General features: G+C 67.7%; 23 protein-coding genes. 12 read left to right on the forward strand and 11 right to left on the reverse strand.

All coding sequences use genetic code 11. The annotated features are described in order from the left end of the window. Positions 1 to 105: 105 nt before the first annotated feature. Positions 106 to 750, reverse strand: coding sequence for a thiol:disulfide interchange protein DsbA/DsbL (locus ACW6W5_RS12430; protein WP_121039786.1), 645 nt, complete (start codon positions 748 to 750; stop codon positions 106 to 108). Positions 751 to 879: 129 nt separating this feature from the next. Beyond that, positions 880 to 1683: a c-type cytochrome gene (locus ACW6W5_RS12435; RefSeq protein ID WP_152152235.1), complete on the reverse strand. Its 804-nt coding sequence runs from the start codon at positions 1681 to 1683 to the stop codon at positions 880 to 882. 155 nt (positions 1684 to 1838) lie between these two features. On the opposite strand from ACW6W5_RS12435, the gene yihA reads away from it, so the two are divergent. Then, positions 1839 to 2462, forward strand: a complete 624-nt coding sequence (yihA, locus tag ACW6W5_RS12440) for a ribosome biogenesis GTP-binding protein YihA/YsxC (protein ID WP_121039780.1) — start codon at positions 1839 to 1841, stop codon at positions 2460 to 2462. Between the two features lie 89 nt (positions 2463 to 2551). On the opposite strand, the gene ACW6W5_RS12445 is transcribed toward yihA, so the two are convergent. From ACW6W5_RS12445 to ACW6W5_RS12455, 3 genes are all read right to left on the reverse strand, one after another. Then, positions 2552 to 3529, reverse strand: a complete 978-nt coding sequence (locus ACW6W5_RS12445; RefSeq protein ID WP_152152233.1) for an MBL fold metallo-hydrolase — start codon at positions 3527 to 3529, stop codon at positions 2552 to 2554. A 96-nt stretch (positions 3530 to 3625) separates the two neighbouring features. Further along, entirely contained in the window at positions 3626 to 4459 is an 834-nt protein-coding gene (locus ACW6W5_RS12450; RefSeq protein ID WP_152152231.1) for a helix-turn-helix transcriptional regulator, read from the reverse strand. 3 nt (positions 4460 to 4462) lie between these two features. Continuing rightward, positions 4463 to 5161, reverse strand: coding sequence for a VIT1/CCC1 transporter family protein (locus ACW6W5_RS12455; RefSeq protein WP_152152229.1), 699 nt, complete (start codon positions 5159 to 5161; stop codon positions 4463 to 4465). A 207-nt stretch (positions 5162 to 5368) separates the two neighbouring features. Between ACW6W5_RS12455 and ACW6W5_RS12460 the strand changes: the two genes are divergently transcribed. Continuing rightward, positions 5369 to 6733 carry a glutamate--cysteine ligase gene (locus tag ACW6W5_RS12460; protein ID WP_152152227.1) on the forward strand — a complete coding sequence of 455 codons (1365 nt, stop codon included), beginning with the start codon at positions 5369 to 5371 and terminating at the stop codon, positions 6731 to 6733. A gap of 331 nt (positions 6734 to 7064) precedes the next feature. On the opposite strand, the gene ACW6W5_RS12465 is transcribed toward ACW6W5_RS12460, so the two are convergent. Next, positions 7065 to 8123 carry an NAD(P)-dependent alcohol dehydrogenase gene (locus tag ACW6W5_RS12465; RefSeq protein WP_152152225.1) on the reverse strand — a complete coding sequence of 353 codons (1059 nt, stop codon included), beginning with the start codon at positions 8121 to 8123 and terminating at the stop codon, positions 7065 to 7067. A 107-nt stretch (positions 8124 to 8230) separates the two neighbouring features. Here ACW6W5_RS12465 and ACW6W5_RS12470 point away from each other — a divergent pair, with 107 nt between their 5' ends. After that, a complete protein-coding gene (locus ACW6W5_RS12470) occupies positions 8231 to 9115 on the forward strand; it encodes a LysR family transcriptional regulator (RefSeq protein WP_121039764.1) in 885 nt (294 codons plus the stop codon). Positions 9116 to 9154: 39 nt separating this feature from the next. On the opposite strand, the gene ACW6W5_RS12475 is transcribed toward ACW6W5_RS12470, so the two are convergent. Beyond that, entirely contained in the window at positions 9155 to 9457 is a 303-nt protein-coding gene (locus ACW6W5_RS12475; RefSeq protein ID WP_152152222.1) for a hypothetical protein, read from the reverse strand. 81 nt (positions 9458 to 9538) lie between these two features. Here ACW6W5_RS12475 and ACW6W5_RS12480 point away from each other — a divergent pair, with 81 nt between their 5' ends. The 3 genes from ACW6W5_RS12480 to fghA are packed head-to-tail and all read left to right on the forward strand — an operon-like array spanning position 9539 to position 11858. After that, on the forward strand, positions 9539 to 9814 hold the full coding sequence (locus tag ACW6W5_RS12480) for a metal/formaldehyde-sensitive transcriptional repressor (RefSeq protein ID WP_019183747.1): 276 nt from the start codon (positions 9539 to 9541) through the stop codon (positions 9812 to 9814). Positions 9815 to 9869: 55 nt separating this feature from the next. Next, complete coding sequence (locus ACW6W5_RS12485) at positions 9870 to 10979, forward strand: S-(hydroxymethyl)glutathione dehydrogenase/class III alcohol dehydrogenase (RefSeq protein WP_121039758.1); 1110 nt, start codon at positions 9870 to 9872, stop codon at positions 10977 to 10979. Between the two features lie 48 nt (positions 10980 to 11027). Next, positions 11028 to 11858, forward strand: a complete 831-nt coding sequence (fghA, locus tag ACW6W5_RS12490) for an S-formylglutathione hydrolase (RefSeq protein WP_152152220.1) — start codon at positions 11028 to 11030, stop codon at positions 11856 to 11858. A gap of 42 nt (positions 11859 to 11900) precedes the next feature. Here the strand turns inward: fghA and ACW6W5_RS12495 are convergent, their stop codons facing one another. Both ACW6W5_RS12495 and ACW6W5_RS12500 read right to left on the reverse strand, forming a co-directional pair. Then, a complete protein-coding gene (locus ACW6W5_RS12495) occupies positions 11901 to 12539 on the reverse strand; it encodes a hydrolase (protein ID WP_152152218.1) in 639 nt (212 codons plus the stop codon). A 120-nt stretch (positions 12540 to 12659) separates the two neighbouring features. After that, positions 12660 to 13529 carry a pirin family protein gene (locus tag ACW6W5_RS12500; protein WP_152152216.1) on the reverse strand — a complete coding sequence of 290 codons (870 nt, stop codon included), beginning with the start codon at positions 13527 to 13529 and terminating at the stop codon, positions 12660 to 12662. 121 nt (positions 13530 to 13650) lie between these two features. Here ACW6W5_RS12500 and ACW6W5_RS12505 point away from each other — a divergent pair, with 121 nt between their 5' ends. Then, entirely contained in the window at positions 13651 to 14556 is a 906-nt protein-coding gene (locus tag ACW6W5_RS12505) for a LysR family transcriptional regulator (RefSeq protein ID WP_152152322.1), read from the forward strand. Between the two features lie 115 nt (positions 14557 to 14671). Further along, positions 14672 to 16093 (forward strand): GGDEF domain-containing protein, encoded by a 1422-nt coding sequence (locus ACW6W5_RS12510; RefSeq protein ID WP_121039747.1) that lies wholly within the window; start codon positions 14672 to 14674, stop codon positions 16091 to 16093. 70 nt (positions 16094 to 16163) lie between these two features. Here ACW6W5_RS12510 and ACW6W5_RS12515 read toward each other — a convergent pair whose 3' ends face one another. Then, entirely contained in the window at positions 16164 to 16610 is a 447-nt protein-coding gene (locus tag ACW6W5_RS12515; RefSeq protein ID WP_152152214.1) for a universal stress protein, read from the reverse strand. 148 nt (positions 16611 to 16758) lie between these two features. Here ACW6W5_RS12515 and ACW6W5_RS12520 point away from each other — a divergent pair, with 148 nt between their 5' ends. The 4 genes from ACW6W5_RS12520 to ACW6W5_RS12535 all read left to right on the forward strand — a co-directional run bounded on the left by ACW6W5_RS12520 (position 16759) and on the right by ACW6W5_RS12535 (position 21970). Further along, a complete protein-coding gene (locus ACW6W5_RS12520) occupies positions 16759 to 17673 on the forward strand; it encodes a LysR family transcriptional regulator (RefSeq protein WP_152152212.1) in 915 nt (304 codons plus the stop codon). Positions 17674 to 17853: 180 nt separating this feature from the next. Beyond that, on the forward strand, positions 17854 to 19395 hold the full coding sequence (locus tag ACW6W5_RS12525; protein WP_121039738.1) for an MFS transporter: 1542 nt from the start codon (positions 17854 to 17856) through the stop codon (positions 19393 to 19395). 17 nt (positions 19396 to 19412) lie between these two features. Then, the gene (locus ACW6W5_RS12530) at positions 19413 to 20468 is read left to right on the forward strand and encodes an HlyD family secretion protein (protein ID WP_121039735.1); all 1056 of its coding nucleotides are present in this window, start codon (positions 19413 to 19415) and stop codon (positions 20466 to 20468) included. Beyond that, complete coding sequence (locus tag ACW6W5_RS12535; RefSeq protein WP_428999828.1) at positions 20468 to 21970, forward strand: efflux transporter outer membrane subunit; 1503 nt, start codon at positions 20468 to 20470, stop codon at positions 21968 to 21970. Before ACW6W5_RS12530 ends, ACW6W5_RS12535 begins: the two co-directional genes overlap by 1 nt. Here the strand turns inward: ACW6W5_RS12535 and ACW6W5_RS12540 are convergent. Continuing rightward, positions 21943 to 22281, reverse strand: a complete 339-nt coding sequence (locus tag ACW6W5_RS12540) for a hypothetical protein (RefSeq protein WP_152152210.1) — start codon at positions 22279 to 22281, stop codon at positions 21943 to 21945. The genes ACW6W5_RS12535 and ACW6W5_RS12540 overlap by 28 nt on opposite strands. Positions 22282 to 22297: the final 16 nt, after the last annotated feature.

The following is a 22297-nucleotide window of genomic DNA, read 5'->3' on the forward strand; positions in this document are numbered from 1 at the left end:
ATGAGCATGGTGGGGCCGATGCTGGGAGCACCGGCCAGGGAAGCATGATGACACGCGGAAACGAGCGTCCCGCGTGCACGGTGCGTGATGGTTCAGCGAGCGCTGTTAGAGCGCCTTGCCGCTGCGCGCACGGGCGATCAGGGCATCTGCGTTGCGCAGCATCGACTCGAACGAGTCGCCCTTGACCAGGTACACGCCATTGACGATCAGCGTCGGCGTGCCGGGCACCTTGGTGCGCAGGGCGAAGGCACGGGCGGCCTTGACCTTGGCATCCACGGCGTCGCTCTTGAGCGCGGTGATGTACTGCGCCGGGGCCACGCCGAAGCCCTGGTAGAACGCGGCCAGTTCATCCGGCGAGACGTTCTGCATCGGCAGCGATCCCTTCTCATGCAGGGCATCGAACATCGCGCGGTGGCTGCGCTTGGCCACACCCAGCTGGTCGGCAGCGTAGTAGGCGCGGGCAAACGAATCCCACACGCCCCCGAAAGCGGCCGGCACCGGGGTGAAGCGGACATCCTTGGGCAGCTTGGCGGCCCAGGCTTCCAGCTGCGGTTCGAAGTGCGCGCAGTGCGGGCAGGTGTAGCCGAACATCTCCACGACTTCGATCTTGCCGGCCAGCGGCGCGAACGGACCGGCGTCGGCGATCCGTTCGTAATCCTTGCCCTCCACCAGCGGTGTCGGGGTGGCGGCGAGGGTGGTCAACGGGCTCAGGGCCAGCAGCAACAACATCAGGCGGGGCATCAACGTCATCTACATCCATCTCCATACAGAAAAAACGACGCCGGCCCAGTCGCCGGCGTGCCAGTGAACATACCCCGCCGGCCGGGGTGGCCGCATCCGTCATCCGACCAAGGGAATGCGCTGCGGCGTGGGCGGTCGTTACGGTGGTGCCTGCGTGCCTCCGGCGAGCGGCGTGGCCGCAGCGGCGACGTCATCTGCCCGGTTGTGCAGCCCCTGCAGGTAGCTGGCCAAAGCCTGGATCTCCTGCTCGGTCAACGACTTGGCGATCGTGGCCATGATCTGGAAGTGGGCCTTGTCGGTTTCCTGGGTGGTTCCGGCCTGGTACTCCTGCAGCCGCCGTGCGACATACGCCGCGTGCTGGCCACTGATATGCGGGTAGGCCGGGCCGGGGTTGCCGGCGCCGGTGGGGCCGTGGCACGCCATGCAGGCCGGGATGCCGCGCTCGGCGTCGCCGCCGCGATACAGCTGCTGGCCGATCTCGTAGAACTTCTTGCCGGCGTACGGGCCCTCGGTCACCGCACCATCGTCGGCGATGCCGGCCGTGGCCTTCTGCGTGGCGAAGTAGGCGCCGATGTCGCGCATGTCCTGCGGAGTGAGGTCCTGCACGAACGGCACCATCGCCGCCGAGGCCCCGGAGGTGCGCTGGCCATTGGCGATCAGGGCGATCTGCTGGGCACTGTAGCGTTCGCTCTGGCCGGCGATGCTCGGGTACATCTCCACCGTCGAGTTGCCGTCGGCCGAATGGCAGGCCGCGCAGGCTGCGGCCTTGGTCTGCCCGGCCTTGGGATCGCCCCAGGTGGTTTTGCTGAAATCGACCTCCAGCGAGGCGGTCTTGATCGGCCCGTTGTCCGGCAACGGGGTGATCGAGGTCTGGGCAACGGCAACGGCGGCGAGCAGCGAGACAGCAAGTGCGGAAACGGCAAGAACGCGAGCATGGCGCATGCGGAAGCTCCGTGTGGACCGGCCTGGCGGTTGCGGGACCGCAACCACGGGGATCGCCCGATTATCAACGCCGTTTCCCGCCACGGTCAACGCAGGGTGCAGCAAAACCGAGCGCAGACAGCGCGGATCGGGCCCGGACATGCGATCCTATGCCCATGTCATTGCTCCTCGAACGCGCCCAATACCTGCTTTCGGCCCACAACACCCGGCAATTGCCGGAGGACGTGGGCGCGGAAGTCGCCTTTGCCGGTCGCTCAAACGCCGGCAAGTCCAGTGCCCTCAACGCCCTGACCCGCCAGAACAGCCTGGCCCGGGTCTCCAAGACCCCCGGCCGCACCCAGCAGCTGGTGTTCTTCGAGGTCACCCCGGAGGCCAAACTGGTCGATCTGCCCGGTTACGGCTACGCCAAGGTCCCGCTGGACCTGCAGGCGCACTGGCAGGCCTTCATCGACCAGTACTTCCGTACCCGCGAGGCCCTGCGTGGCCTGGTGGTGGTGATGGACATCCGTCACCCGCTGAGGGACTACGACCGCCAGATGCTGGCCTATGCAGTGCAGCGCGGCCTGCCGGCGCATGCGCTGCTGACCAAGGCCGACAAGCTCGGCCGTGGCCAGCAGGGCATCGCCCTGCAGAAGGTGCGCAAGGAACTGCAGTCCTCCTTCGGCGATACCGTCAGTGTGCAGACCTTCTCCGGTCCCGCCCGGCAGGGCGTGGATGAAGCCCGCGGCATCATCGGCGGCTGGCTGGGCCTGAACAAGCCGGCGCCGGAAGCGAGCTGACCGCTCGCCCGTAGATCCACGCCATGCGTGGATCTACCGTCGTCGCCATCCGGGCGGATCCTTGCCGTCCATCTGCCGCCATTCCGCTGTCATCGTGCCGGCAACGGCGCGAACTCGCCCGGCACCCAGGCAAATGCCTCTCCCTCGCGGCGCACATGCCCCAACCCCGGGAACGGCAGGTGCGCGCCGGCTACCCACCAGCCCTGATCCGCCGCCTGCGCCATCATCCGGCGCCGGCTGGCGATCGCGGCCACGCGGTCGCTGTCCGCTTCGAATGAGGCCTGCGGCTGCGCGAACTGCACCGCGTGGAAATGCACGATGTCGCCCCACACCAGCAACTGCTGGCCGGTGCCACCATCGATCCGGTAAGACACATGGCCGACCGTATGGCCATGGCTGTCCAATGCGGTGATGCCCGCCGGCAATGTGTCGCCAGGTGCAAAGCGCTTCAGTTTCCCGCTCGCCTCATACGGCGCCACCGCCTTGCGCGCCAAGGCGAAGGCAAAGCGCACACCCTGCGGCGCGGTTGCCTCGCTGGCCGGATCCAGCCAGTACGCCGCGTCCGCGGCCGACAGCCACACCGTGGCATTCGGATAGGCGATCTTCTCCTGCGCATCCAGCAGGCCACACAGGTGATCCGGGTGCGCGTGGGTCAGCACCACTTCATCCACGTCCGCCGGGTCGTAGCCGGCCTTGCGCAGGTTGCCCAGCACCTGGCCCAGGCCGGGGCCGAAGCATTGCGCGGTGCCGGTATCGACCAGGGTCAGGTGATCGCCCTGCTGCACCAGGTAGGCATTGACCGCGGTCTGCAGGCCCTTGCCATCCTCGGGTACGTAGCGGTGATCAAGCAGGCGGGTGACTGCTCCGGGGGCAATCCCGACCAGTTCCTGCCGGCCCAGTGCGACCGTGCCATCGAACAGCGCGGTGACCTGCAGCGTGCCGATGGTCTGGTGATACACGCCGGGTACCTGCTCGCGCGGGGTGTGCGTGGTGGTGGCCCAGGCGGGGCTGGCGACAACGGCCAGCAACACGGCGGAGGCGAGCGTGCGAACGCGGGGGAAGGGCATGACAGGTTCCGGACAGGGCGGCTGCGCCGCGGTGCCTCCATGCTGCGCGTCCTGTCTGCTGCGTTCCGCTCAGAATGCCGCGCGATCCGCTCGCGCTCAGCTGTTGCCGATCGCCGCTGGTTCCAGCCCATAGCGTTCGGCGAAGCGCTTGTTGAAGCTGCCCAGCGAGCGGTAGCCCACGCGCGCGGCCACGGTCTTCAACGGCAGCCGGGTGGTGTAGAGCAGGCCCATCGCATGCGCGAGCCGCGCATCGGTGATCAGTTCGCGCACGCTGGAGTGCTCGCTGGCCAGGCGCCGCCGCAGCGTGGCACCGCTGAGGCCCAGCTGCGCTTCGAAATCGCGTGACTGCCAATCGCGCTCGGGCTGGGCAGCGATCAGATCGCGGATGCGTTCCCCCAGGCTCGGCTCGGGGGGAACCAGCAGGCTGCCGTGCCCGCGCCGGCAGAACGCCACGGCAAGCGAGGCCAAGGCCAGGCGTGCTTCGGTGTAGTGACCGTGTTCCAGCGCCTGCCGCCATTGCAGCAGGGTTGCGCCATGCTCGGCCAGGGGCAGCCTGGCCAGTGCATCACCGGCCTGCGGCAGCGGCTCGTTCCACAGCGCGCGGGCGGCCGTGAGCGCCTCGGCGCACATCGGCACGATCGCACTGAGGTACACCCCGCTGTGCGGATCGGGGATGTTCACCACATCGATGCGGCAGCGGCGCGTGATCAGAAACAGATCGCCCGGTGCGAATTCCAGCGATTGCTGCGCGGTACGCGCCTGCTTGCGCCCCTGCAGCAGGATCGCGAACTGCGGCTGCGGAATCTCCACGGAGGAGGCGCCATGCTCGCGGCGTGCGGTGATGCACGCATAGCCATCCGCGCGCTGGCAGTCGGCCAGGCTGGCCAGGGTCGCCAGCAGCGAGGTGGTGGTATCAATGGGTGCGGACATGACTCAGCCTGCCACGTTGAACAGGCGGCCGACCAAGGCGGCCGCCGCCATCGCGATCGCGCCCCAGAAGGTCACGCGCAGCGCGCCACGCAGGCGCGAGGCACCGCCGGCATGCGCGGCCAGGGTGCCGGTCAGGCACAGCCCCAGCAGCGTCACCACGGTGGTGGCTTGGCCGACCAGCGCATGCGGCGCGAGCAGGGCGGTCAGCACCGGCAACGCGGCGCCACTGACGAAGGCGCCGGCCGAGGCCATGGCGGCCTGCATCGGGCGTGCGCGCAGTTCCTCGGTGATGCCCAGCTCATCGCGGGCATGCGCCCCCAGCGCGTCGTGCGCGGTGAGCTGGGTGGCCACTTCATGCGCCAGGTCGGAACTCAGCCCACGATGGCGGTAAATCGCGGCCAGCTCTTCCAGCTCGCTATGCGGGTCGTCGTGCAGTTCGCGCTTCTCCACGGCCAGGTCGGCCCGTTCGGTATCGGCCTGGGACTGCACCGAAACATACTCGCCGGCCGCCATCGACATCGCGCCGGCCACGGTCCCGGCGATGCCGGTGGCCAGGATCGTGGAGGCCGAGGCGCCGCTGGCAGCGATGCCGACCACCAGGCCGGCCACTGAGACGATGCCGTCGTTAGCGCCGAGCACGGCGGCGCGCAGCCAACCGACGCGGTCGGAGCGATGGACTTCCGGATGTCGGGATCGGCTCATCGAATCAGTGTAGGGGCTGGCGGCGGCCAACGGCGGAATGACTCGCAGCCGCGGCGGGGCCGGCGCAGCGTCAAGCCCATGCCAGTAGGATGCTGAAAACCGTCACGGTGACACGACGGCAGGGGACGCCACGATATAGTGCGCCCTTGCGATGCGGGGGCGCGAACCCCACATCCCCGCCCTGACCAGAATTCTGCGAGCCTCCCCTTGTCGAGCCCCAGCCACGTCGCCGAGACGCCGATCACCGACCGTAATGAACTGGTCGCCACGTTGGCCTCCGGCGAAAAGCCCCAGGCGCAGTGGCGCATCGGCACCGAGCACGAGAAGTTCGGCTTCCGCCTGGATGACCTGCGCCCGCCCACCTTCGACGGCGACCGCGGCATCGAAGCGCTGCTCAACGGCCTGACCCGCTTCGGCTGGGATCCGGTGCAGGAAGACGGACGCACCATCGCGCTGCTGCGCGACAACGCCTCGGTGACCCTGGAACCGGCCGGCCAGCTGGAGTTGTCCGGCGCGGCGGTGGAGACCATCCACCAGACCTGCGTGGAAACCGGCACCCATCTCAATGAAGTGGCGCAGGTCGCTGGCGAACTGCAGCTGGGCTTCCTTGGCATGGGCTTCCAGCCGAAGTGGACCCGCGATGAGATGCCGTGGATGCCCAAGGGCCGCTACAAGATCATGCGCGAGTACATGCCCAAGGTCGGCACGCTCGGCCTGGACATGATGACCCGCACCTGCACGGTGCAGGTCAACCTGGATTACGCCACCGAAGCGGACATGGTGAAGAAGTTCCGCGTGTCGCTGGCGCTGCAGCCGATCGCCACCGCGCTGTTTGCCGATTCGCCGTTCACCGAAGGTGCGCCGAACGGCTACCAGAGCTACCGCTCGCACATCTGGACCGACACCGACAACGACCGCACCGGCATGCTCGACTTCGTGTTCGAAGACGGCTTCGGTTACGAGCGTTATGTCGACTACCTGCTCGATGTGCCGATGTACTTCTCTTACCGCGAGGGCAAGTACCACGATGCCAGCGGCCAGAGCTTCCGCGATTTCATGCTCGGCAAGCTGCCGGTGCTGCCGGGCCAGTTGCCCACGCTGCGCGACTGGTCCGATCACATGACCACCGCCTTCCCGGAAGTGCGCCTGAAGAAGTACCTGGAAATGCGCGGCGCCGATGCCGGCCCGTGGAGCCGCCTGTGCGCGCTGCCCGCGTTCTGGGTGGGCCTGCTGTATGACGATGCCGCGCTCGATGCCGCGTGGGATCTGGTCCGTGATTTCAGCCTGGTCGAGCGCAACGTCCTGCGCGATGGCGTGCCGCGCCATGGGTTGAAGCTGCCGTTCCGCAACGGCACCGTGCTGGATCTGTCGCGCGAAGCGTTGAAGATCGCCGTGGCCGGCCTCAAGCGCCGCGCCGCGCGCAATGCCGATGGTCAGGACGAAAGCAAGTTCCTGGAGGTGCTGCAGGAGATCGTCGATTCCGGGCTGACCCCGGCCGATCGCAAGCTGGCGCTGTTCCATGGCGAGTGGGGCGGCAACATCGATCCGGTGTTCAAGGAATTTGCGTACTGAGCGGGCGAAAGCGGTAGTCGGTGGGTCGGGCGCTGGGCGCCCATGCCCTTTCCGGCAAATGTCCCCCGGCGTCGGCCTGCGGCCGCCCCCTCCTCCTTTATTTTGCCTCCAAGGGCATGGGCGCCCAGCGCCCGACCCACCGACCAGCGCCCCACGCTTGGCTTCTCCCTGCTTACCGCACGCCGAGGCCCGTAGCGGCCGGTATGCCCCTGGGCAAAGCACAGGAGGAGGCCGCTCCGCGGCCTGGGGACATTTGCCAAGGGCACACGCGTACAGCTGACAAAAAAAACCCCGGCATTGCCGGGGTTTTTCATGTGTGGCTGCGCCGGGATCAGGCCGCCTTTTCCAGCGTGGCCATATCGATCACGAAGCGGTAGCGCACATCGTTCCTGGCCATGCGCTCCCAGGCCTCGTTGACGCTCTTGATGTCGATCACTTCCACATCGCTGACGATGTTGTGCTCGGCACAGAAGTCCATCATCTCCTGCGTTTCGGCCATGCCGCCGATCGCCGAGCCGGTGATGTGCTTGCGGCCGAACATCACCGAAGCGCCCATCAGCGGCGGATCCAGTTCGGTCAGCACGCCGACCAGGCACATCGTGGCATCGCGCTTGAGCAGGGACATGTACGGGTTGGTGTCGTGGCTGACCGGGATGGTGTTGAGCAGGAAATCGAAGCTGCCCGCATGGGCCTTCATCTGCGCCGGATCGCGCGAGACCAGCACCTCGTCGGCCCCCAGGCGCTTGGCATCGGCACCCTTTTCCGGGGTGGTGGTGATCATCACCACGGTGGCGCCCATCGCCTTGGCGAACTTCACGCCCATGTGGCCCAGGCCACCCAGGCCGATCACGCCCACCTTCTGGCCGGGGCCGACCTTCCAGTGGCGCAGCGGCGAATAGGTGGTGATGCCGGCGCACAGCAGCGGCGCGGCGGCCTTGAGGTCGAGCGTTGCGGACACCTTCACCACGAAGCGCTGCTCGACCACGATGTGGTCGGAGTAACCGCCGAAGGTCGGCTGGCCGCTCTCGCGCTCGGTGCTGTTGTAGGTGAAGGTCGCGCCCTTCTCGCAGTACTGCTCCAGGTCTTCATCGCAGGCGGCGCAGTGGCGGCAGGAATCGACCATGCAGCCGACGCCGGCGAAGTCGCCGACCTTGAAGCCGGTGACGTTGGCGCCGACCTCGGTCACGCGGCCGATGATCTCGTGGCCCGGCACCATCGGGAACTTGGAACCACCCCAGTCGTCACGGGCCTGATGCAGATCGGAGTGGCAGATGCCACTGAAGAGAATCTCGATGCGCACGTCATCGGGACCGGCCGGGCGGCGTTCGAAGGAGAACGGCACCAGCGGTGCGGTCTGGTCGTGCACCGCATAACCATGGGCGAGGGACATGGGGGAATCCTTGGCAGGTTTGTAGAAAGGCGCTTTACAATACGCCCCGATCCCGTGCACAGACAGTCAGGATATCGGCATGATTCATCAAGTGAAACGGGATAATCATGGCCACTGACAACCTGACCCATCTGGCAGCCTTCGCCGCCGTGGCCCGCCACCGCAGCTTCCGCAAGGCGGGGGCCGAGCTGGCTCTGTCCACCTCGGCGGTCAGTTATGCGATACGCGCGCTGGAAGAGCGCCTGGGCGTGGGCCTGTTCCACCGCACCACCCGCAGCGTCGCCCTCACCGAAGCCGGCCAGCGCCTGCTCGAACGCCTGCAGCCTGCGTTGGGGCAGGTGCATGACGCGCTGGAGGAGATGAACCATTTCCGTGCCGCACCGGCCGGCCTGTTGCGCATCAATGCCACCCGCGCCGCCGTCCAGACCCAGCTCGGCCCGCGCTTGGCGAAGTTCCTGCTGGCCCATCCGGATGTGCGTCTGGAGCTGGCCCAGGATGACGGTCTGGTCGATATCGTCGCCGGCGGTTACGACGCCGGTGTGCGCCTGCATGAATCGGTACCCGAAGACATGGTCGCCGTGCCGCTCGGGCCGGCACTGCGCGGCTTGATCGTCGGTGCGCCGGCCTACCTTGAAGGACGCGAGATACCCCGGCATCCGCGCGATCTGATCCGCCACGAGTGCGTGCGGTTCCGCTTCGCCAGCGGCCATCTGTACAAGTGGCAGTTCGAACGCGATGGCCAGGCGCTGGAAATCGATGTGCCGGGGCGACTCACCCTCGGCGATCAGAACACCATCCTGCAGGCGGTGGTGGACGGGCTAGGGTTGGCCTACGTGCTGGAGGATTCCGCGCGTCCGTATCTGGACGACGGTCGGCTGGTCGCCGTGCTGGAGGACTGGAGTGAACCGTTCGCGGGCTTTGCGGTGTATTACCCGCGGCAGCGGCAGATGTCATCCGCGCTTCGGGCGTTCATTGATCTGCTGCGCGGGTAGGTCAGCGCCTGGGCCTGCCAGGCTGATGCCACGAACGGGTCAGCAGCGCAGCCTGCGCCAACCCAGTGCAATGAGACTCACGGCAGCAGCCACGAGCAGCGCGCCGGCAACCGTCTGTCCGGCCGCGTATCCATCGGCATAGGCCGCTGCCTGTCCCGTGGTGCCTGCGAGCGGCGATGACAGCACATGCATGGCGCGAAGCAGCAACGCACCGCCGGCAAGGAGGAAAAGGTAAGGGAACACTGCGCGTCGCGTTGGCATCCGAAGGTGAACCTGCATGGCAAATGTGATGTCGTCCATGACGCCGGCTGGCACGTGCGGCGTTCTGCCTGGATTGTTCATGTCAAGCGGAACGCCTGTCAATGGCCTGGATGCTTCGATCCTGTATACTCACCCCCAGTATAGTTAACTGGCCTTTGCCCCATGCCCCATTCACCGCAGGAAAAAAAGCGCGTTCTCGCCCGGGTCCGTCGGATCCGTGGTCAGTGCGATGCGCTGGACCGCGCGCTGGAGGCCGGGGCCGAGTGCGGGCCGGTGCTGCAGCAGATCGCCGCAATCCGCGGTGCCGTCAACGGGCTGATGTCCGAAGTGATGGAAGCGCATCTGCGCGAAGAGTTCGGGCAGCCGGCCCAATCCGATGCGCAGCGCGACGAGCGCGTGCGCGAGATGAGCATGCTGATCCGGTCCTACCTCAAATGAGTGCGCGGACGACCGCGTGCTGCCACATTCTGTTCCCTGCCTTGGAGTGCTCCCCATGAAATCCCGTGCTGCCGTTGCCTTCGCCGCTGGCGAACCGCTCAAGATCGTCGAGATCGACGTCGCTCCGCCGCAGAAGGGCGAAGTGCTGGTCAGGATCACCCACACCGGCGTCTGCCACACCGATGCGTTCACCCTGTCCGGCGACGATCCGGAAGGTCTGTTCCCGGCCGTGCTCGGCCATGAAGGTGCCGGCATCGTGGTCGAAGTGGGCGAGGGCGTCACCAGCGTCAAGCCGGGCGACCACGTCATCCCGCTGTACACCGCCGAGTGCGGCGAGTGCCTGTTCTGTACCTCGGGCAAGACCAACCTGTGCGTGGCCGTGCGCGCCACCCAGGGCAAGGGCGTGATGCCCGATGGCACCACCCGCTTCAGCTACAACGGCGAGCCGATCTACCACTACATGGGCTGCTCCACCTTCAGCGAGTACACCGTGGTGGCTGAAGTGTCGCTGGCCAAGATCAATCCGGAAGCCAACCCGGAACACGTGTGCCTGCTCGGCTGCGGCGTGACCACCGGCATCGGCGCGGTGCACAACACCGCCAAGGTGCAGGAAGGCGATTCGGTGGCGGTGTTCGGGCTGGGCGGCATCGGCCTGGCGGTGATCCAGGGCGCGCGCCAGGCCAAGGCCGGCCGTATCTTCGCGATCGATACCAACCCCTCCAAGTTCGAACTGGCCAAGCAGTTCGGCGCGACCGATTGCATCAACCCGAAGGACCATGACAAGCCGATCCAGCAGGTCATCGTGGAGATGACCACGTGGGGCGTGGACCATACCTTTGAATGCATCGGCAACGTCAACGTGATGCGCGCGGCGCTGGAATGCGCGCACCGTGGCTGGGGCCAGTCGGTGGTGATCGGTGTGGCCGGCTCGGGCCAGGAAATCTCGACCCGTCCGTTCCAGCTGGTCACCGGCCGCTCCTGGAAGGGCACGGCCTTCGGCGGCGTCAAGGGCCGTACCCAGCTGCCGGGCATGGTCGAAGATGCGATGAAGGGTGACATCGAGCTGGCCCCGTTCGTGACCCACACGATGGGCCTGGACGAGATCAACGACGCGTTCGATCTGATGCACGAAGGCAAGTCGATCCGCTCGGTTGTGCATTTCTGAGCCACTACGGGCGGCGCGTGGTCCGCGCCGCCCCTACGGAGAATCACCATGGAACGCATCGAACATCGCGCCGCATCCGGCGGTTGGCAGGACGTGTACCGCCACACATCGCAGGTGCTGGGCTGCGACATGAACGTCGCCGTGTATCTGCCGCCGCAGGCTGCCACGCAGCCACTGCCGGTGCTGTACTGGCTCAGCGGGCTGACCTGCAACGAACAGAACTTCATCACCAAGGCCGGTGCGCAGCGCTACGCCGCCGAGCATGGCGTGATCCTGGTCGTGCCGGACACCAGCCCGCGCGGCGATGACGTCGCCGATGCCGAAGGCTACGACCTGGGCAAGGGGGCGGGTTTCTATTTGAACGCCACCGAGCAGCCGTGGGCGGCGCACTACCGCATGTACGACTACGTGGTGGAGGAACTGCCGGCATGGATCGAGGCGCATTTCCCGACGACGGGCGCGCGCAGCATCAGTGGCCACTCGATGGGCGGTCATGGGGCGCTGGTGATCGCATTGAAGAATCCGGGCCGCTACAGGAGCGTCTCGGCGTTCTCGCCGATCGTCGCGCCGACCCGCGTGCCGTGGGGCCAGAAGGCCTTTGCCGCGTACCTCGGCGAGGACCGCGCCAGTTGGGCGGCGTGGGATGCCAGCGAGCTGGTCGCCACCGCGACCGAGCGCCTGCCGTTGCTGGTGGACCAGGGCGGTGGTGATGAGTTCCTCGACACCCAGCTGCAGCCGCAGTGGTTGCAGGCGGCCTGCACGGCGGCCGGTCATCCGCTGACGCTGCGCCTGCAGCCCGGTTACGACCACAGCTATTACTTCATCAGCAGCTTCATCGGCGAGCACATCGCGCATCACGCCAAGGCGTTGCACGGGTGATGCCCGCCCAACGGCCACGCGGGAGCGTGGCCGTTGCGTCGCTCATTGGCGATCGTAGGAGAACTGGATGCCGGCAGTGCCGCCGGTCTGGATGAAAAGATCCATGAACGCCGGCACCGTGTCCTGGCGCTGCCAATCGCGCTGCAGCTCACAGAACAGCTGAGGCACGCTGATCATCCTGCCGCCGGCCTGTTCGATGCGGCGCAGGCCCGCGTCATGCGCGGCCAGGGAGGTGCCGCCAACGGCATCGACCACGACGTACACCTCGTAGCCCTCCTTCAAAGCATCCAAGGCGGGGAAGGTCAGACAGGCTTCGGTCCACAGGGCGGTCATGATCAGCTTGCGGCGCCCGGTGGCCTGCACCGCTTCGCGGAACGCGGTGTCTTCCCACGCGTTGATCGTGGTGCGGTCGTAGGTGGGATGGTCGGCCAGCACCTTGCGCAGCTGCGGAATCGGCGGTTTGTTGAGGCCGCTGCGCACATTGACCGTGGAATGCACGAGCGGCAGCCCGTAGGCGACGGCGGCCCTGGCGGTGCCGACGATGTTGTTGACCAGCAACTGCCGGTCCATCGAGGCGATCGAGTTCACCTGCACCGGCTGGTAGTCGATGATGATGAAGGCGGCGTTCTGCGGGGTCAGCAGGTGATCGGTGACAGGGTCACGGATGGGTTCGCTTGCCATGGGAATACTCCTGGGCGTGGGGAGGCCGCTGGGCGGCCGGGTCATGGCGATGGCAACGACCATCGCCATGGAGGACGGGGGATGCGTCAATCGCGCTGTGAATCCAGCACTTCGCCGGGATCACGTGTGCGCGATCTGGCCGAAGCGGCCGCCATTGAAATCGGCGAAGGCCTGGCGGATGTCGTCCTGGCTGTTCATCACGAAGGGCCCATAACCGACGATCGGCTCGTCGATCGGTTCGCCACTGAGCACCAGCACCGTGGCATCGCTGTTGGCCTCGATCCGCAGGGCGCTGCCATCGCGATCAAGCATCACCAGCTGCGCCTCGTGCACGGTCTGGCTGCCATTGACCTGCACGCTGCCGCGCAGCACGACCAGGGCGACGTGGCGCCCCTCGGGCACCGGCAGGTGGGCGCTGTGCCCCTGGAGCAGCCGCAGGTCCCACACATCCATCGGCGTAAAGGTGCGCGCGGGGCCATGCTGGCCGTCGAACTCACCGGCGATCACGCGCACGCGGCCCGCCTGGTCCGGCAAGGCCACCGACGGAATCTGCGCGTCCAGCAGGGTCTGGTAGCCAGGCGCGGCCATCTTGTCCTTGGCCGGCAGATTCACCCAGAGCTGCACCATCTCCAGCGTGCCGCCGGTGCGGGTGAAGGCGGGGGAGTGGAACTCTTCATGCAGGATGCCGGAGGCGGCGGTCATCCACTGCACATCGCCCGGGCCGATGGTGCCGCCGGCGCCGGTGGAGTCGCGATGCTCGACCTCGCCCTCATAGACGATGGTGACCGTCTCGAAGCCGCGGTGGGGATGCTGGCCAACGCCGCGGGGCTGCGCGGCCGGGGTGAACGCCATCGGACCGGCGTAGTCCAGCAGCAGGAACGGGCTGACCTGCTGGCCGTGGCTGGAATAGGAAAACAGGGTCCGGGCCGGGAAGCCGTCGCCCACCCAATGCGCCTTCGGGGCGCTGTAGATGCCGAGAATCTTCTTCATGTCGTACTCCTCCGGGGCCAGGCCCCTGTCTGATGGAGGAGATGATGGATTCAGGACACTGGCGCCGGTAGTCGGCAGAATCTATCCTCATAGTCCTATCTGGTGAACGCTGGTGGCGGCTGTGCAGGATCTCAATGACCTCTACTATTTCGCCCAGGTGGTCGATCACGGCGGTTTCGCGCCGGCGGGGCGGGCGCTGGGCGTGCCCAAGTCGAAACTCAGCCGCCGGGTGGCGCTGCTCGAAGCGCGGCTGGGGGTGCGCTTGATCCAGCGTTCGACGCGGCACTTCTCGGTTACCGAGGTCGGCCAGACGTTCTACGCGCACTGCAAGGCGATGCTGGTGGAAGCCGAAGCTGCCCAGGAAGCGATCGAACTCACCCGCAGCGAGCCGCGCGGCATTGTCCGGGTGGCCTGCCCGGTCGCGCTGCTGGACACGCGTGTCGGCGAGATGATCGCGGCCTTCCTGGCGCAATGCCCAGGGGTGGAGATACAGCTGGATGCCACCAACCGCCGGGTCGATCTGATTGCCGAGGGCATCGATATCGCGATCCGGGTGCGGCCACCGCCATTGCAGGACACCGAGCTGGTGATGCGGGTGCTGGCCGAGCGCAGCCAGTGCCTGGTCGCCAGCCCGGCGTTGATCGCGCGGCTGGGCCTGCCGCAGGTGCCGGCCGATCTCGCTGCGTTGCCGAGCATGGAGCTGGGCCTGCCGCAGAACGAGCACGTCTGGAATCTGTTCGGCCCGGACGGCACGCGCGCGGACATCCACCATCGGCCGCGTCTGGTCACCCGCGGCATGCTGACCCTGCGCGCAGCCGCGGTGGCGGGCGTGGGCGTGGTGCAGCTGCCGCGGATGATGGTGTGCGACCAGATCGCCGCAGGCACGCTGGTGCATGTGCTGCCCGCGTGGGCGCCACGGCGGGAGATCATCCATGCGGTGTTCCCCTCACGGCGCGGACTGCTGCCCTCCGTACGCGCGCTGATCGATTTCCTGGCGGAACGTTTCCAGCAGCTCGAGGAAGAATAGCCGCCGCTGCCCGGCGCCCTGCCGCGCGCACGCCGTCAACGCGGGATGAATTGATCCCCAGGTGCCGGGCAACCTTGTATGTTGGTCGCAACGCCGCATCGGAATGGGACGCCGCATGGTGGTCTGGCTGTCGGTGCTGTACCTGCTGTGCCATGGCATCGCGCTGGTGCTGCTGCCCGCGCATGCGCTGCCGGTGTCCTATGCGTTCCTGATCGGGGCGCCCCTGCTGGCAGGGCTGGCCTGTGTGTGGCGGGGGCGCCGCAGCGCGTCGATCGTCGGCTGGGTCGCGATGGCGCTGGGCATGGGGTTGTGGGCGGCCGGCATGGTGCTGAACATGTATCAGGAGGTCGGGCGCGGCAATGCCGATGCGACGCCGGGGCTGAGCATGCTGCTGTATGTGCTGTACGGCGTGCCGCTCACGTTCGCGATGGCCCATCCCCGGCAGGAGCCGTGGTATCTCAGTCTGATCGATGCGCTGCTCGCGCTGCTGCTGGGCTACCTGTTCTTTGTCTACACCTTCTCGTTCGCCACGCTCAGCGATGCGGGCGAGGACGGGATCGCACACCTGCGGCTGATGTTCGATGTGGAGAACATCTTCATCGCCGGCTTTGCACTGCTGCGCTGGCGGGCGAGCGAAGATCCCTCGCGGCGCGTGTTCTTCCGCACGTTGTGCGTGTTCGCCTGGGTGTACCTGGGCGTTGCCGCGTACATCAACCATGTCGAGACCGAGGACAGCTACGGCGGCTTGGGCGATCTGCTGATCGATGTGCCGTTCCTGTTGCTGGCGATCATGGCGCTGCGGCCTTCCCGAGGCAGTGAAGTGCGTGTGCCGCGCGCGCTGGTGATGGCCGTTCGCGCCGGGAGCCCATTGATCCTGGCACTGTCGTTGATGGTGGTGTCGGCATTGATGGTCCGCGAGCATCCCTATCTGGCCGTGGCCGGGTTTGCATTGGCCACCGTGGGGTCGGGCCTGCGCAGCGTGTTGATGCAGATGCGTTCGTTCGCGCGGCAGGACCAGCTCGATGCGCTGTCGCGGATCGACAGCCTCACCGGCCTGGCCAACCGACGCCAGTTCGACCAGAGTCTGCGTGACGCGTGGGAGCGGGCGCGGCGAAGCGGGCAGGGCATTGCGCTGCTGATGGTCGATATCGACTGCTTCAAGGCGTTCAACGACCGCTTCGGGCACCCGGCCGGCGATCAGTGCCTGCGCCTGGTCGCTGCAACGTTGGCGGGGTGCGCGGTGCGCAGCACGGATCTGGTTGCCCGTTATGGCGGTGAGGAATTCGCCGTGGTGGTGGCATCGACGCCGCTGGAGGGCGCCCCTGCACTCGCCGAGCGCATGCGCCATGCGGTGGAGCAGCTGCAGTTGCCATCGGCTGAGCCGGGACGACCGGTGACGATCAGCATCGGCGTCGGGACCGTGCCGAGGGTGTTGGAAGCTGATCCTGCCGAGCTGCTGGCGGCGGCGGATGCCGCGCTGTACGCCGCCAAGCGGGGCGGGCGCAATCGGGTGGACGCGGGCGGCGAACCGGGCTGAGCGCGATCAGCGCCCGCCGCCGGGCCAGGGCACGGCCGCGGCCGATGGTTGACCGCACGCCGGGGTTCGCTCAGGCATCGCCACCGCGCACTTCCACCAGCACCGGGCAGGGCGCATGGTCCGCCGTCCATTGCCCGACAGAGCGGTCCAGCAGGCGTTCCAGCCGCGACAGGTGGCGATGGCCGATGACGATCAGGTCGCAGCCGTGCTGGCGGGCATGGTCGCAGATCACCTGCGCCGGCTCGCCGGCCGGGTGGTGGCCGATGCCGTCGATACCGCGCTCGCGCAGGCTGTTCAGGGCGGTGGCAAGCAGGCGCTGCGCCTGGTGGACCTGGTCATCGGCGGCCGGATATTCGGCATGGTCGGCGCGCGGCGCGTCATCGGCCAGCGCGAAGGCGGGGTCCAGCACGCACAGCAGGTGCAACCGGGTGGAAGGCCCTGCCAGCGACCCGGCCAGGGCCAGTACCTGGGCGTGCTGTGGGCCGCCATCCAGGGCGACGAGGATCTTGGTGAACATCGGCATTCTCGGCAGAGGGGGCGCTAGGGTGGCGCACCGTCGGCGCTGGACCCATGCCGTGCGCCGCAGCGGAGCCGTGCGTTTGGCGCACCAATCCGGGTTTTGGATTGCAGTAAAGTCACCGCCACACGTTGAAGGTGATACTGCCGTGACCATGCCCGATCTGAACCTGCTCATTGCCCTGGATGCCCTGATCGAGGAGGGCAGCGTCGTGGGCGCGGCGCGGCGGATGAACCTCAGTGCCCCGGCGATGAGCCGTACTCTGGGCCGCATCCGCGAGGCGATCGGCGATCCGGTGCTGGTCCGCGCCGGCCGTGGCCTGGCCCCGACCCCGCGCGCGCTGCAGCTGCGTGAGCAGGTGCGCGGGGTGATCGAGCAGGCCCACCTGGTCTTCAACGCCGGCCGCGAGGTCGACATGCTGACGCTGGAGCGCACCTTCAGCATCCGCGCCAACGATGTGTTTGTCGGCACTTATGGGGGCCGCATGCGCGAGCTGTTCAAGGCGCAGGCGCCGTGTTCGGTGCTGCGGTTCGTGCCCGAGGGCGATGGGGACGACGATGCGATGGCGCAGGGCCGGATCGATCTGCACATCAGTGCTGTCAGCAAGCTGAGCGCCGATACCAAGGTGCAGAACCTGTTCAGTACCTCGTTTTTCGGTGCCGCCCATGAGGGCCACCCGATCTTTGCCGGGGAGATCACTGCCGAGCGCTTCGTGGCCTTCGACCACATCGCCGTATCGCGCCGTGGCCGCTGGTATGGCCCGATCGATGAGGACCTGGAAGCACTGGGGCTGACCCGGCGCGTCGCGCAGATCATGCCGACCTTCCACTCGGCGATCTTCGCCGCGGCCGATTCGGACCTGATCCTGCCGCAGATGCCCAGCGTGATGCTGGGCCGGCTGGAACGCCTCGGGGTGCCGCTGCGCCTGTTCGAACTGCCGATTCCGGTCCGCAGCGCGATTGTCGTGCAGGCATGGCATCCCCGCCTGGACAGCGATCTGGCGCATCGCTGGCTGCGTCGCAGCATCAAGGCGACGTGCGACGCGGAGTCCACGCAGGCCTGACGCACTGCGGCCACGGCCGCCTGCACGGCAACCGGTGAGGCGTGCGTGGGATGCACGCCAGCGATGGCCGGCGCAGCATTTTTCGCAGCATCGGCGCTGCCTAGACTGCCGCTCCCCGTCGTGGAGTGGCCCCATGTCCGTGTTGTTCCCGCTGCATCCCCGATACCCGGGTGGTGTTCGATGACTGCTGTTGCCGCCCCGTTGCCGGCAGCAACTGCCGTGCCAGCTGCACCGCCTGCGCAGGCGGTGTTCGGCCTGCGTCTGGCCGTGGGCCTGTGCGGCGTGCTGCTGGCTGTACTGATCTCCGGTATCAACGAAAACGTCACCAAGGTCGCGCTGGCCGACATCCGGGGCGCGATGGGGTTCAGTGTCGATGACGGCAGCTGGATCATCGCGCTGTACACGGCGATGTCGGTCAGCGCGATGGCGTTTGCGCCGTGGTGTGCGGTGACCTTTTCGCTGCGCCGCTTCGCACTGGTGATGATCGGCGCCTTCATGGTGCTGGGCGTGCTGTGTCCGTTCGCACCGGATCTGCCCTCGTTGCTGATCCTGCGCGCGCTGCAGGGGCTGGCGGGCGGCGCGCTGCCACCGCTGCTGATGAGCGTGGCGCTGCGCTTCCTGCCGCCGGGCATCAAGTTGTACGGCCTGGCCGGCTATGCGCTGACGGCCACGTTCGGGCCGAGCCTGGGCACACCGATGGCCGCGCTGTGGGTGGACTACGTGGGGTGGCACTGGGCGTTCTGGCAGATCGTGCCGTGGTGTGTGGCCGCGCTGGGCATGGTGGCCTGGGGCCTGCCGCAGGACCCGCTGCGGTGGGAGCGTTTCGCGCAGTTCAACGGGGTCGGCCTGGCGCTCGGGTTCCCTGCGCTGGTGATGCTGGTGATCGGCCTGGTGCAGGGGCCGCGCCTGGACTGGTTCGCCTCGCCGTTGATCTGCCTGCTGCTCGGCGGTGGTACCGGCCTGTTGGCGCTGTTCTTCTACAACGAATGGTCGCACCCGCTGCCGTTCTTCAAGCTGCAGCTGCTGGCCAACCGCAATCTGAGCTACGCGCTGATCACGCTGGGTGGCGTGCTGTTCGTGCTGTTGGCGGTGATCATGATTCCCTCCAGCTTCCTGGCCAAGGTGCAGGGCTACCGGCCGCTGCAGACCGCGCCGATGCTGCTGTGGGTCGCTTTGCCGCAGCTGATCGCGCTGCCGCTGGTGGCGACCCTGCTCAACCAGCGCCGGGTGGACAGCCGCTGGGTGCAGGCGGTCGGCCTGGGCCTGCTGGCGTTGGCCTGTGGCCTGGGTGCGCAGCTGACCACCGATTGGCACCGCGACAACTTCGTGTGGCTGCAGGTGATCCAGGTCATCGCCCAGCCGATGGCGGTGCTGCCGCTGCTGATGCTCGCCACCGGCAGCCTGGCGCCGACCGATGGCCCCTTCGCCTCAGCGTGGTTCAACACCGTCAAAGGCTTCGCCGCGGTGCTCGCCGGTGGCCTGCTCGAGGCGGTCACCACCGCGCGCAGCCATCTGCACTCGACCGCGCTGGTTGACCGGATCGGCAACGCGACCTGGCTTGATGTCACCACTGTGCCAGGGCTGGGCGCACGCCTGCATGCGCAGGTGGTCGCGCTGACCTCGGCCGATCTCTATCTCCTCGTCGCGTGGGTGGCGGTGGCGCTGATCGCGCTGATTCCGTGGCTGCCCACACGCATGTATCCGCCACGTCCCGTGGCTTGAATTCAAGGAATTCCCCTGTGTCCCTGCATCGCAACTCCGTTCCCTTCGTCATCGCTGCCGGCCTGCTGCTGCTCGCCGGTGGCGCCGGGTGGCTGCTGCACGATGGCCGCCATCAATCCACCAACAACGCCTATGTCACCGCGGACTTCACCGTGGTCGCGCCGAAGATCGCGGGCTTCGTCAGCGAGGTCTGCGTGCAGGACAACCAGACGGTCAAGGCCGGCGATGTGCTCGCGCGCATCGATGACCGCGACTATCAGGTAGCGCTGGCGGCCGCGCGTGCCGATCTGGCCAATGCACGGGCGCAACTGGCCAATGCGCAGGCCGCGCTGGCGCAGCAGGGTTCGGTGATCGATCAGGCCCAGGCCAGTGTGGACGTCAGCCGCGCCGAGCTCAGCCTCGCCCAGGCCGATCAGCGCCGCTATCACGCGCTGGCCAGCGACGGTGCCGGCACCGTGCAGAACGCACAGCAGGCGCAGTCGCGCCAGGCGGTGGCCAGCGCGCATCTGCAGCAGGGCACGGCCGCCGTGCTCAATGCGCGTCAACGCACCGCGCTGCTGACCGCCAGCGTGCAGTCCGCGCAGGCCGCCGTGCAGCGGGCCGACGCCGCACAGGCCCGTGCCGAACTGGATCTGTCGCATACCGAGCTGCGTGCGCCGATCGATGGCATGGTCGGCCGCCGCGCGGTGCGCGTGGGCGCTTACCTCACCCCGGGCACGCCGGTGCTCGCGGTGGTGCCGCTGCAGCAGGCATTCGTCGTCGCCAACTTCCAGGAAACGCAGATGACGCGCATGCACGCTGGACAGCGCGTAGACGTGCAGGTGGATGTGTTCCCCGGCCAGCCGCTGCACGGCCGGATCGACAGCATCGCCCCGGCCACCGGGGTGACCTTCGCTGCGATCGCGCCGGAGAACGCCACCGGCAACTTCACCAAGGTGGTGCAGCGGATACCCGTGAAGATCGTGCTCGACGAAGGCCAACCGCTGGCCGGCAAGCTGCGCGCCGGCATGTCGGTGGAGGCGCGCGTGGATCTGGACAGCGGCGCGCGTGGGCTGCCGGGGGAGGGCGCATGATGATGCGGCAGACGTTGCGCCTGATGGCGGGCAGCGCGCTGTGCACCGCACTGGCCGCCTGCACCCTCGGCCCGGATTTCGTGCGGCCCGAGGTCAACCTGCCAGCGCAGTGGGAGGGCAGCGTGATCACCTCGGCGGCCTTCGCTGATGACGCGGCGTGGTGGAACGGCTTCGAGGATCCGCTGCTGGCGGCACTGGCGAGCCAGGCCATGCAGGCCAATCTGGATGTGCAGCTGGCCGCCAACCGCGTCGCGCAGAGCCGCGCGCTGCGCGGAATCAGTGCCGCCGACCGCGCCCCGGCCGTCGGCGCGACGGTCGGGGCCACCCGTGCGCGCAACAGCGAAGTGGGGTTGAACGATCCGTCCGGCAATGCCGGGCGCGAAGTCTACGGGCTGTTCCAGGCCGGTATCGGCCTGAGCTGGGAGCTGGATCTCTGGGGTCGTGTGCGGCGCCAGGTGGAGATCGCCGATGCCCGCGTGCAGATGGCCAACGAAGACTGGCACGCGGTGCAGACCGCGGTGATGGCCGAAACCGCCGGTACCTATCTGCAGCTGCGCGCGACGCGTCAGCTGCTGGCGATCACCGAGGACAACCTGCACATCGCCCGTGACGTGCAGCGGCTGACCCTGGCCCGCCAGCAGCAGGGCGTGGCGACCACCTTGCAGGTGGCCAGTGCGGCCGCACAGGTGGCAGCGCTGGAGGCGCGGGTGGCGCCATTGCAGCATCGGCAATCGCAGCTGCGCAATGCACTGGCCCTGCTGCTGGGGCGCTCACCGCAGGCGCTGGACGCACAGCTGGAAAACGCACGGCGCGATTGGCCGGCATTGCCCGGCATGGCGGCTGGCCTGCCCAGCGACCTGGTCGAGCGCCGCCCGGACATCCGCCGCGCCGAAGCGGCCCTGCACGCGGCGACGGCTGGCATCGGTGTGGCCAAGGCCAACTTCCTGCCGCGCATCACCCTCACTGGCGATGCCGGCTTCCAGGCCAAACAGCTCGACGACCTGGACGGCTGGAACGCCCATCGTTTCAGCATCGGTCCGGCGATCAGTCTGCCGATCTTCCAGGGCGGCAGGTTGAAAGCGAACCTCGCTCTGAGCCGGTTGCAGCAACGCCAGGCCGCGCTGCAGTTCCAGAAGACGGTGCTGCAGGCGTGGCACGATGTGGACGATGCGATGGACGGGTACAGCGCGGAGCAGCGACGCGGGCAGGCGCTGCAGGTGGCGGTGGAGGAAAGTGATCGTGCCTTGGTCGCTGCGCGTCGTCAGTACCAGGCCGGTGTGATCGACATGCTGGACGTGCTGACCACCCAGCGCATTGCGCTGGACAACCAGGCGGCGCTGGCCGGCAGCCAGGCGGCGGCCGCGATCGCCCGGGTGGATCTGTATCGCGCGCTGGGCGGTGGGTGGGACGATGGCGATGCCGGCGCGGCGCTCGCTGGCAGCGCGTCGGCTGCCAGCGGGGCGGGCAACATGGCTCAACGTACGTTGCGCAGTTCCCAGTGACTGCCGGCCAGCATGCGCAGGCGCTGCTTGAACACGTCGCTGTCGATGCTGGTGGTGGCGCAGAGGTTGATCCGCAGATCATCCTGCGCGCCGGTCACGGTAGCGGCCGGATCGGTCGCGCCCCACTGCGGGTCGACCGCGTCGGGATCGTCCTGCTTGGCGCGCCAGCGGTCGAACAGCCCCGTGGTACGCAGGGCAGTCTGAAGTTCCTCGGCCAACCCTGCCGCGCCTTGGGCGTGGAAGGACAAGTCCGGATCGTTGCCGCGTGCCTTGGCCGGGTCCGGCAGGCTGATGTCATAACTAACTGGCATGGTTACCTCCATTGAA

The sequence above is a fragment of the Stenotrophomonas sp. IS26 genome (assembly GCF_054188265.1).

Coding starts and splice junctions, on each gene's coding strand:
- ACW6W5_RS12430 (WP_121039786.1), bottom strand. CDS start 750: ATGACGTTGATGCCCCGCCTGATGTTGTTGCTGCTGGCCCTGAGCCCG.
- ACW6W5_RS12435 (WP_152152235.1), bottom strand. CDS start 1,683: ATGCGCCATGCTCGCGTTCTTGCCGTTTCCGCACTTGCTGTCTCGCTG.
- yihA (WP_121039780.1), top strand. CDS start 1,839: ATGTCATTGCTCCTCGAACGCGCCCAATACCTGCTTTCGGCCCACAAC.
- ACW6W5_RS12445 (WP_152152233.1), bottom strand. CDS start 3,529: ATGCCCTTCCCCCGCGTTCGCACGCTCGCCTCCGCCGTGTTGCTGGCC.
- ACW6W5_RS12450 (WP_152152231.1), bottom strand. CDS start 4,459: ATGTCCGCACCCATTGATACCACCACCTCGCTGCTGGCGACCCTGGCC.
- ACW6W5_RS12455 (WP_152152229.1), bottom strand. CDS start 5,161: ATGAGCCGATCCCGACATCCGGAAGTCCATCGCTCCGACCGCGTCGGT.
- ACW6W5_RS12465 (WP_152152225.1), bottom strand. CDS start 8,123: ATGTCCCTCGCCCATGGTTATGCGGTGCACGACCAGACCGCACCGCTG.
- ACW6W5_RS12470 (WP_121039764.1), top strand. CDS start 8,231: ATGGCCACTGACAACCTGACCCATCTGGCAGCCTTCGCCGCCGTGGCC.
- ACW6W5_RS12475 (WP_152152222.1), bottom strand. CDS start 9,457: ATGAACAATCCAGGCAGAACGCCGCACGTGCCAGCCGGCGTCATGGAC.
- ACW6W5_RS12480 (WP_019183747.1), top strand. CDS start 9,539: ATGCCCCATTCACCGCAGGAAAAAAAGCGCGTTCTCGCCCGGGTCCGT.
- ACW6W5_RS12485 (WP_121039758.1), top strand. CDS start 9,870: ATGAAATCCCGTGCTGCCGTTGCCTTCGCCGCTGGCGAACCGCTCAAG.
- fghA (WP_152152220.1), top strand. CDS start 11,028: ATGGAACGCATCGAACATCGCGCCGCATCCGGCGGTTGGCAGGACGTG.
- ACW6W5_RS12495 (WP_152152218.1), bottom strand. CDS start 12,539: ATGGCAAGCGAACCCATCCGTGACCCTGTCACCGATCACCTGCTGACC.
- ACW6W5_RS12500 (WP_152152216.1), bottom strand. CDS start 13,529: ATGAAGAAGATTCTCGGCATCTACAGCGCCCCGAAGGCGCATTGGGTG.
- ACW6W5_RS12510 (WP_121039747.1), top strand. CDS start 14,672: ATGGTGGTCTGGCTGTCGGTGCTGTACCTGCTGTGCCATGGCATCGCG.
- ACW6W5_RS12515 (WP_152152214.1), bottom strand. CDS start 16,610: ATGTTCACCAAGATCCTCGTCGCCCTGGATGGCGGCCCACAGCACGCC.
- ACW6W5_RS12525 (WP_121039738.1), top strand. CDS start 17,854: ATGACTGCTGTTGCCGCCCCGTTGCCGGCAGCAACTGCCGTGCCAGCT.
- ACW6W5_RS12535 (WP_428999828.1), top strand. CDS start 20,468: ATGATGCGGCAGACGTTGCGCCTGATGGCGGGCAGCGCGCTGTGCACC.
- ACW6W5_RS12540 (WP_152152210.1), bottom strand. CDS start 22,281: ATGCCAGTTAGTTATGACATCAGCCTGCCGGACCCGGCCAAGGCACGC.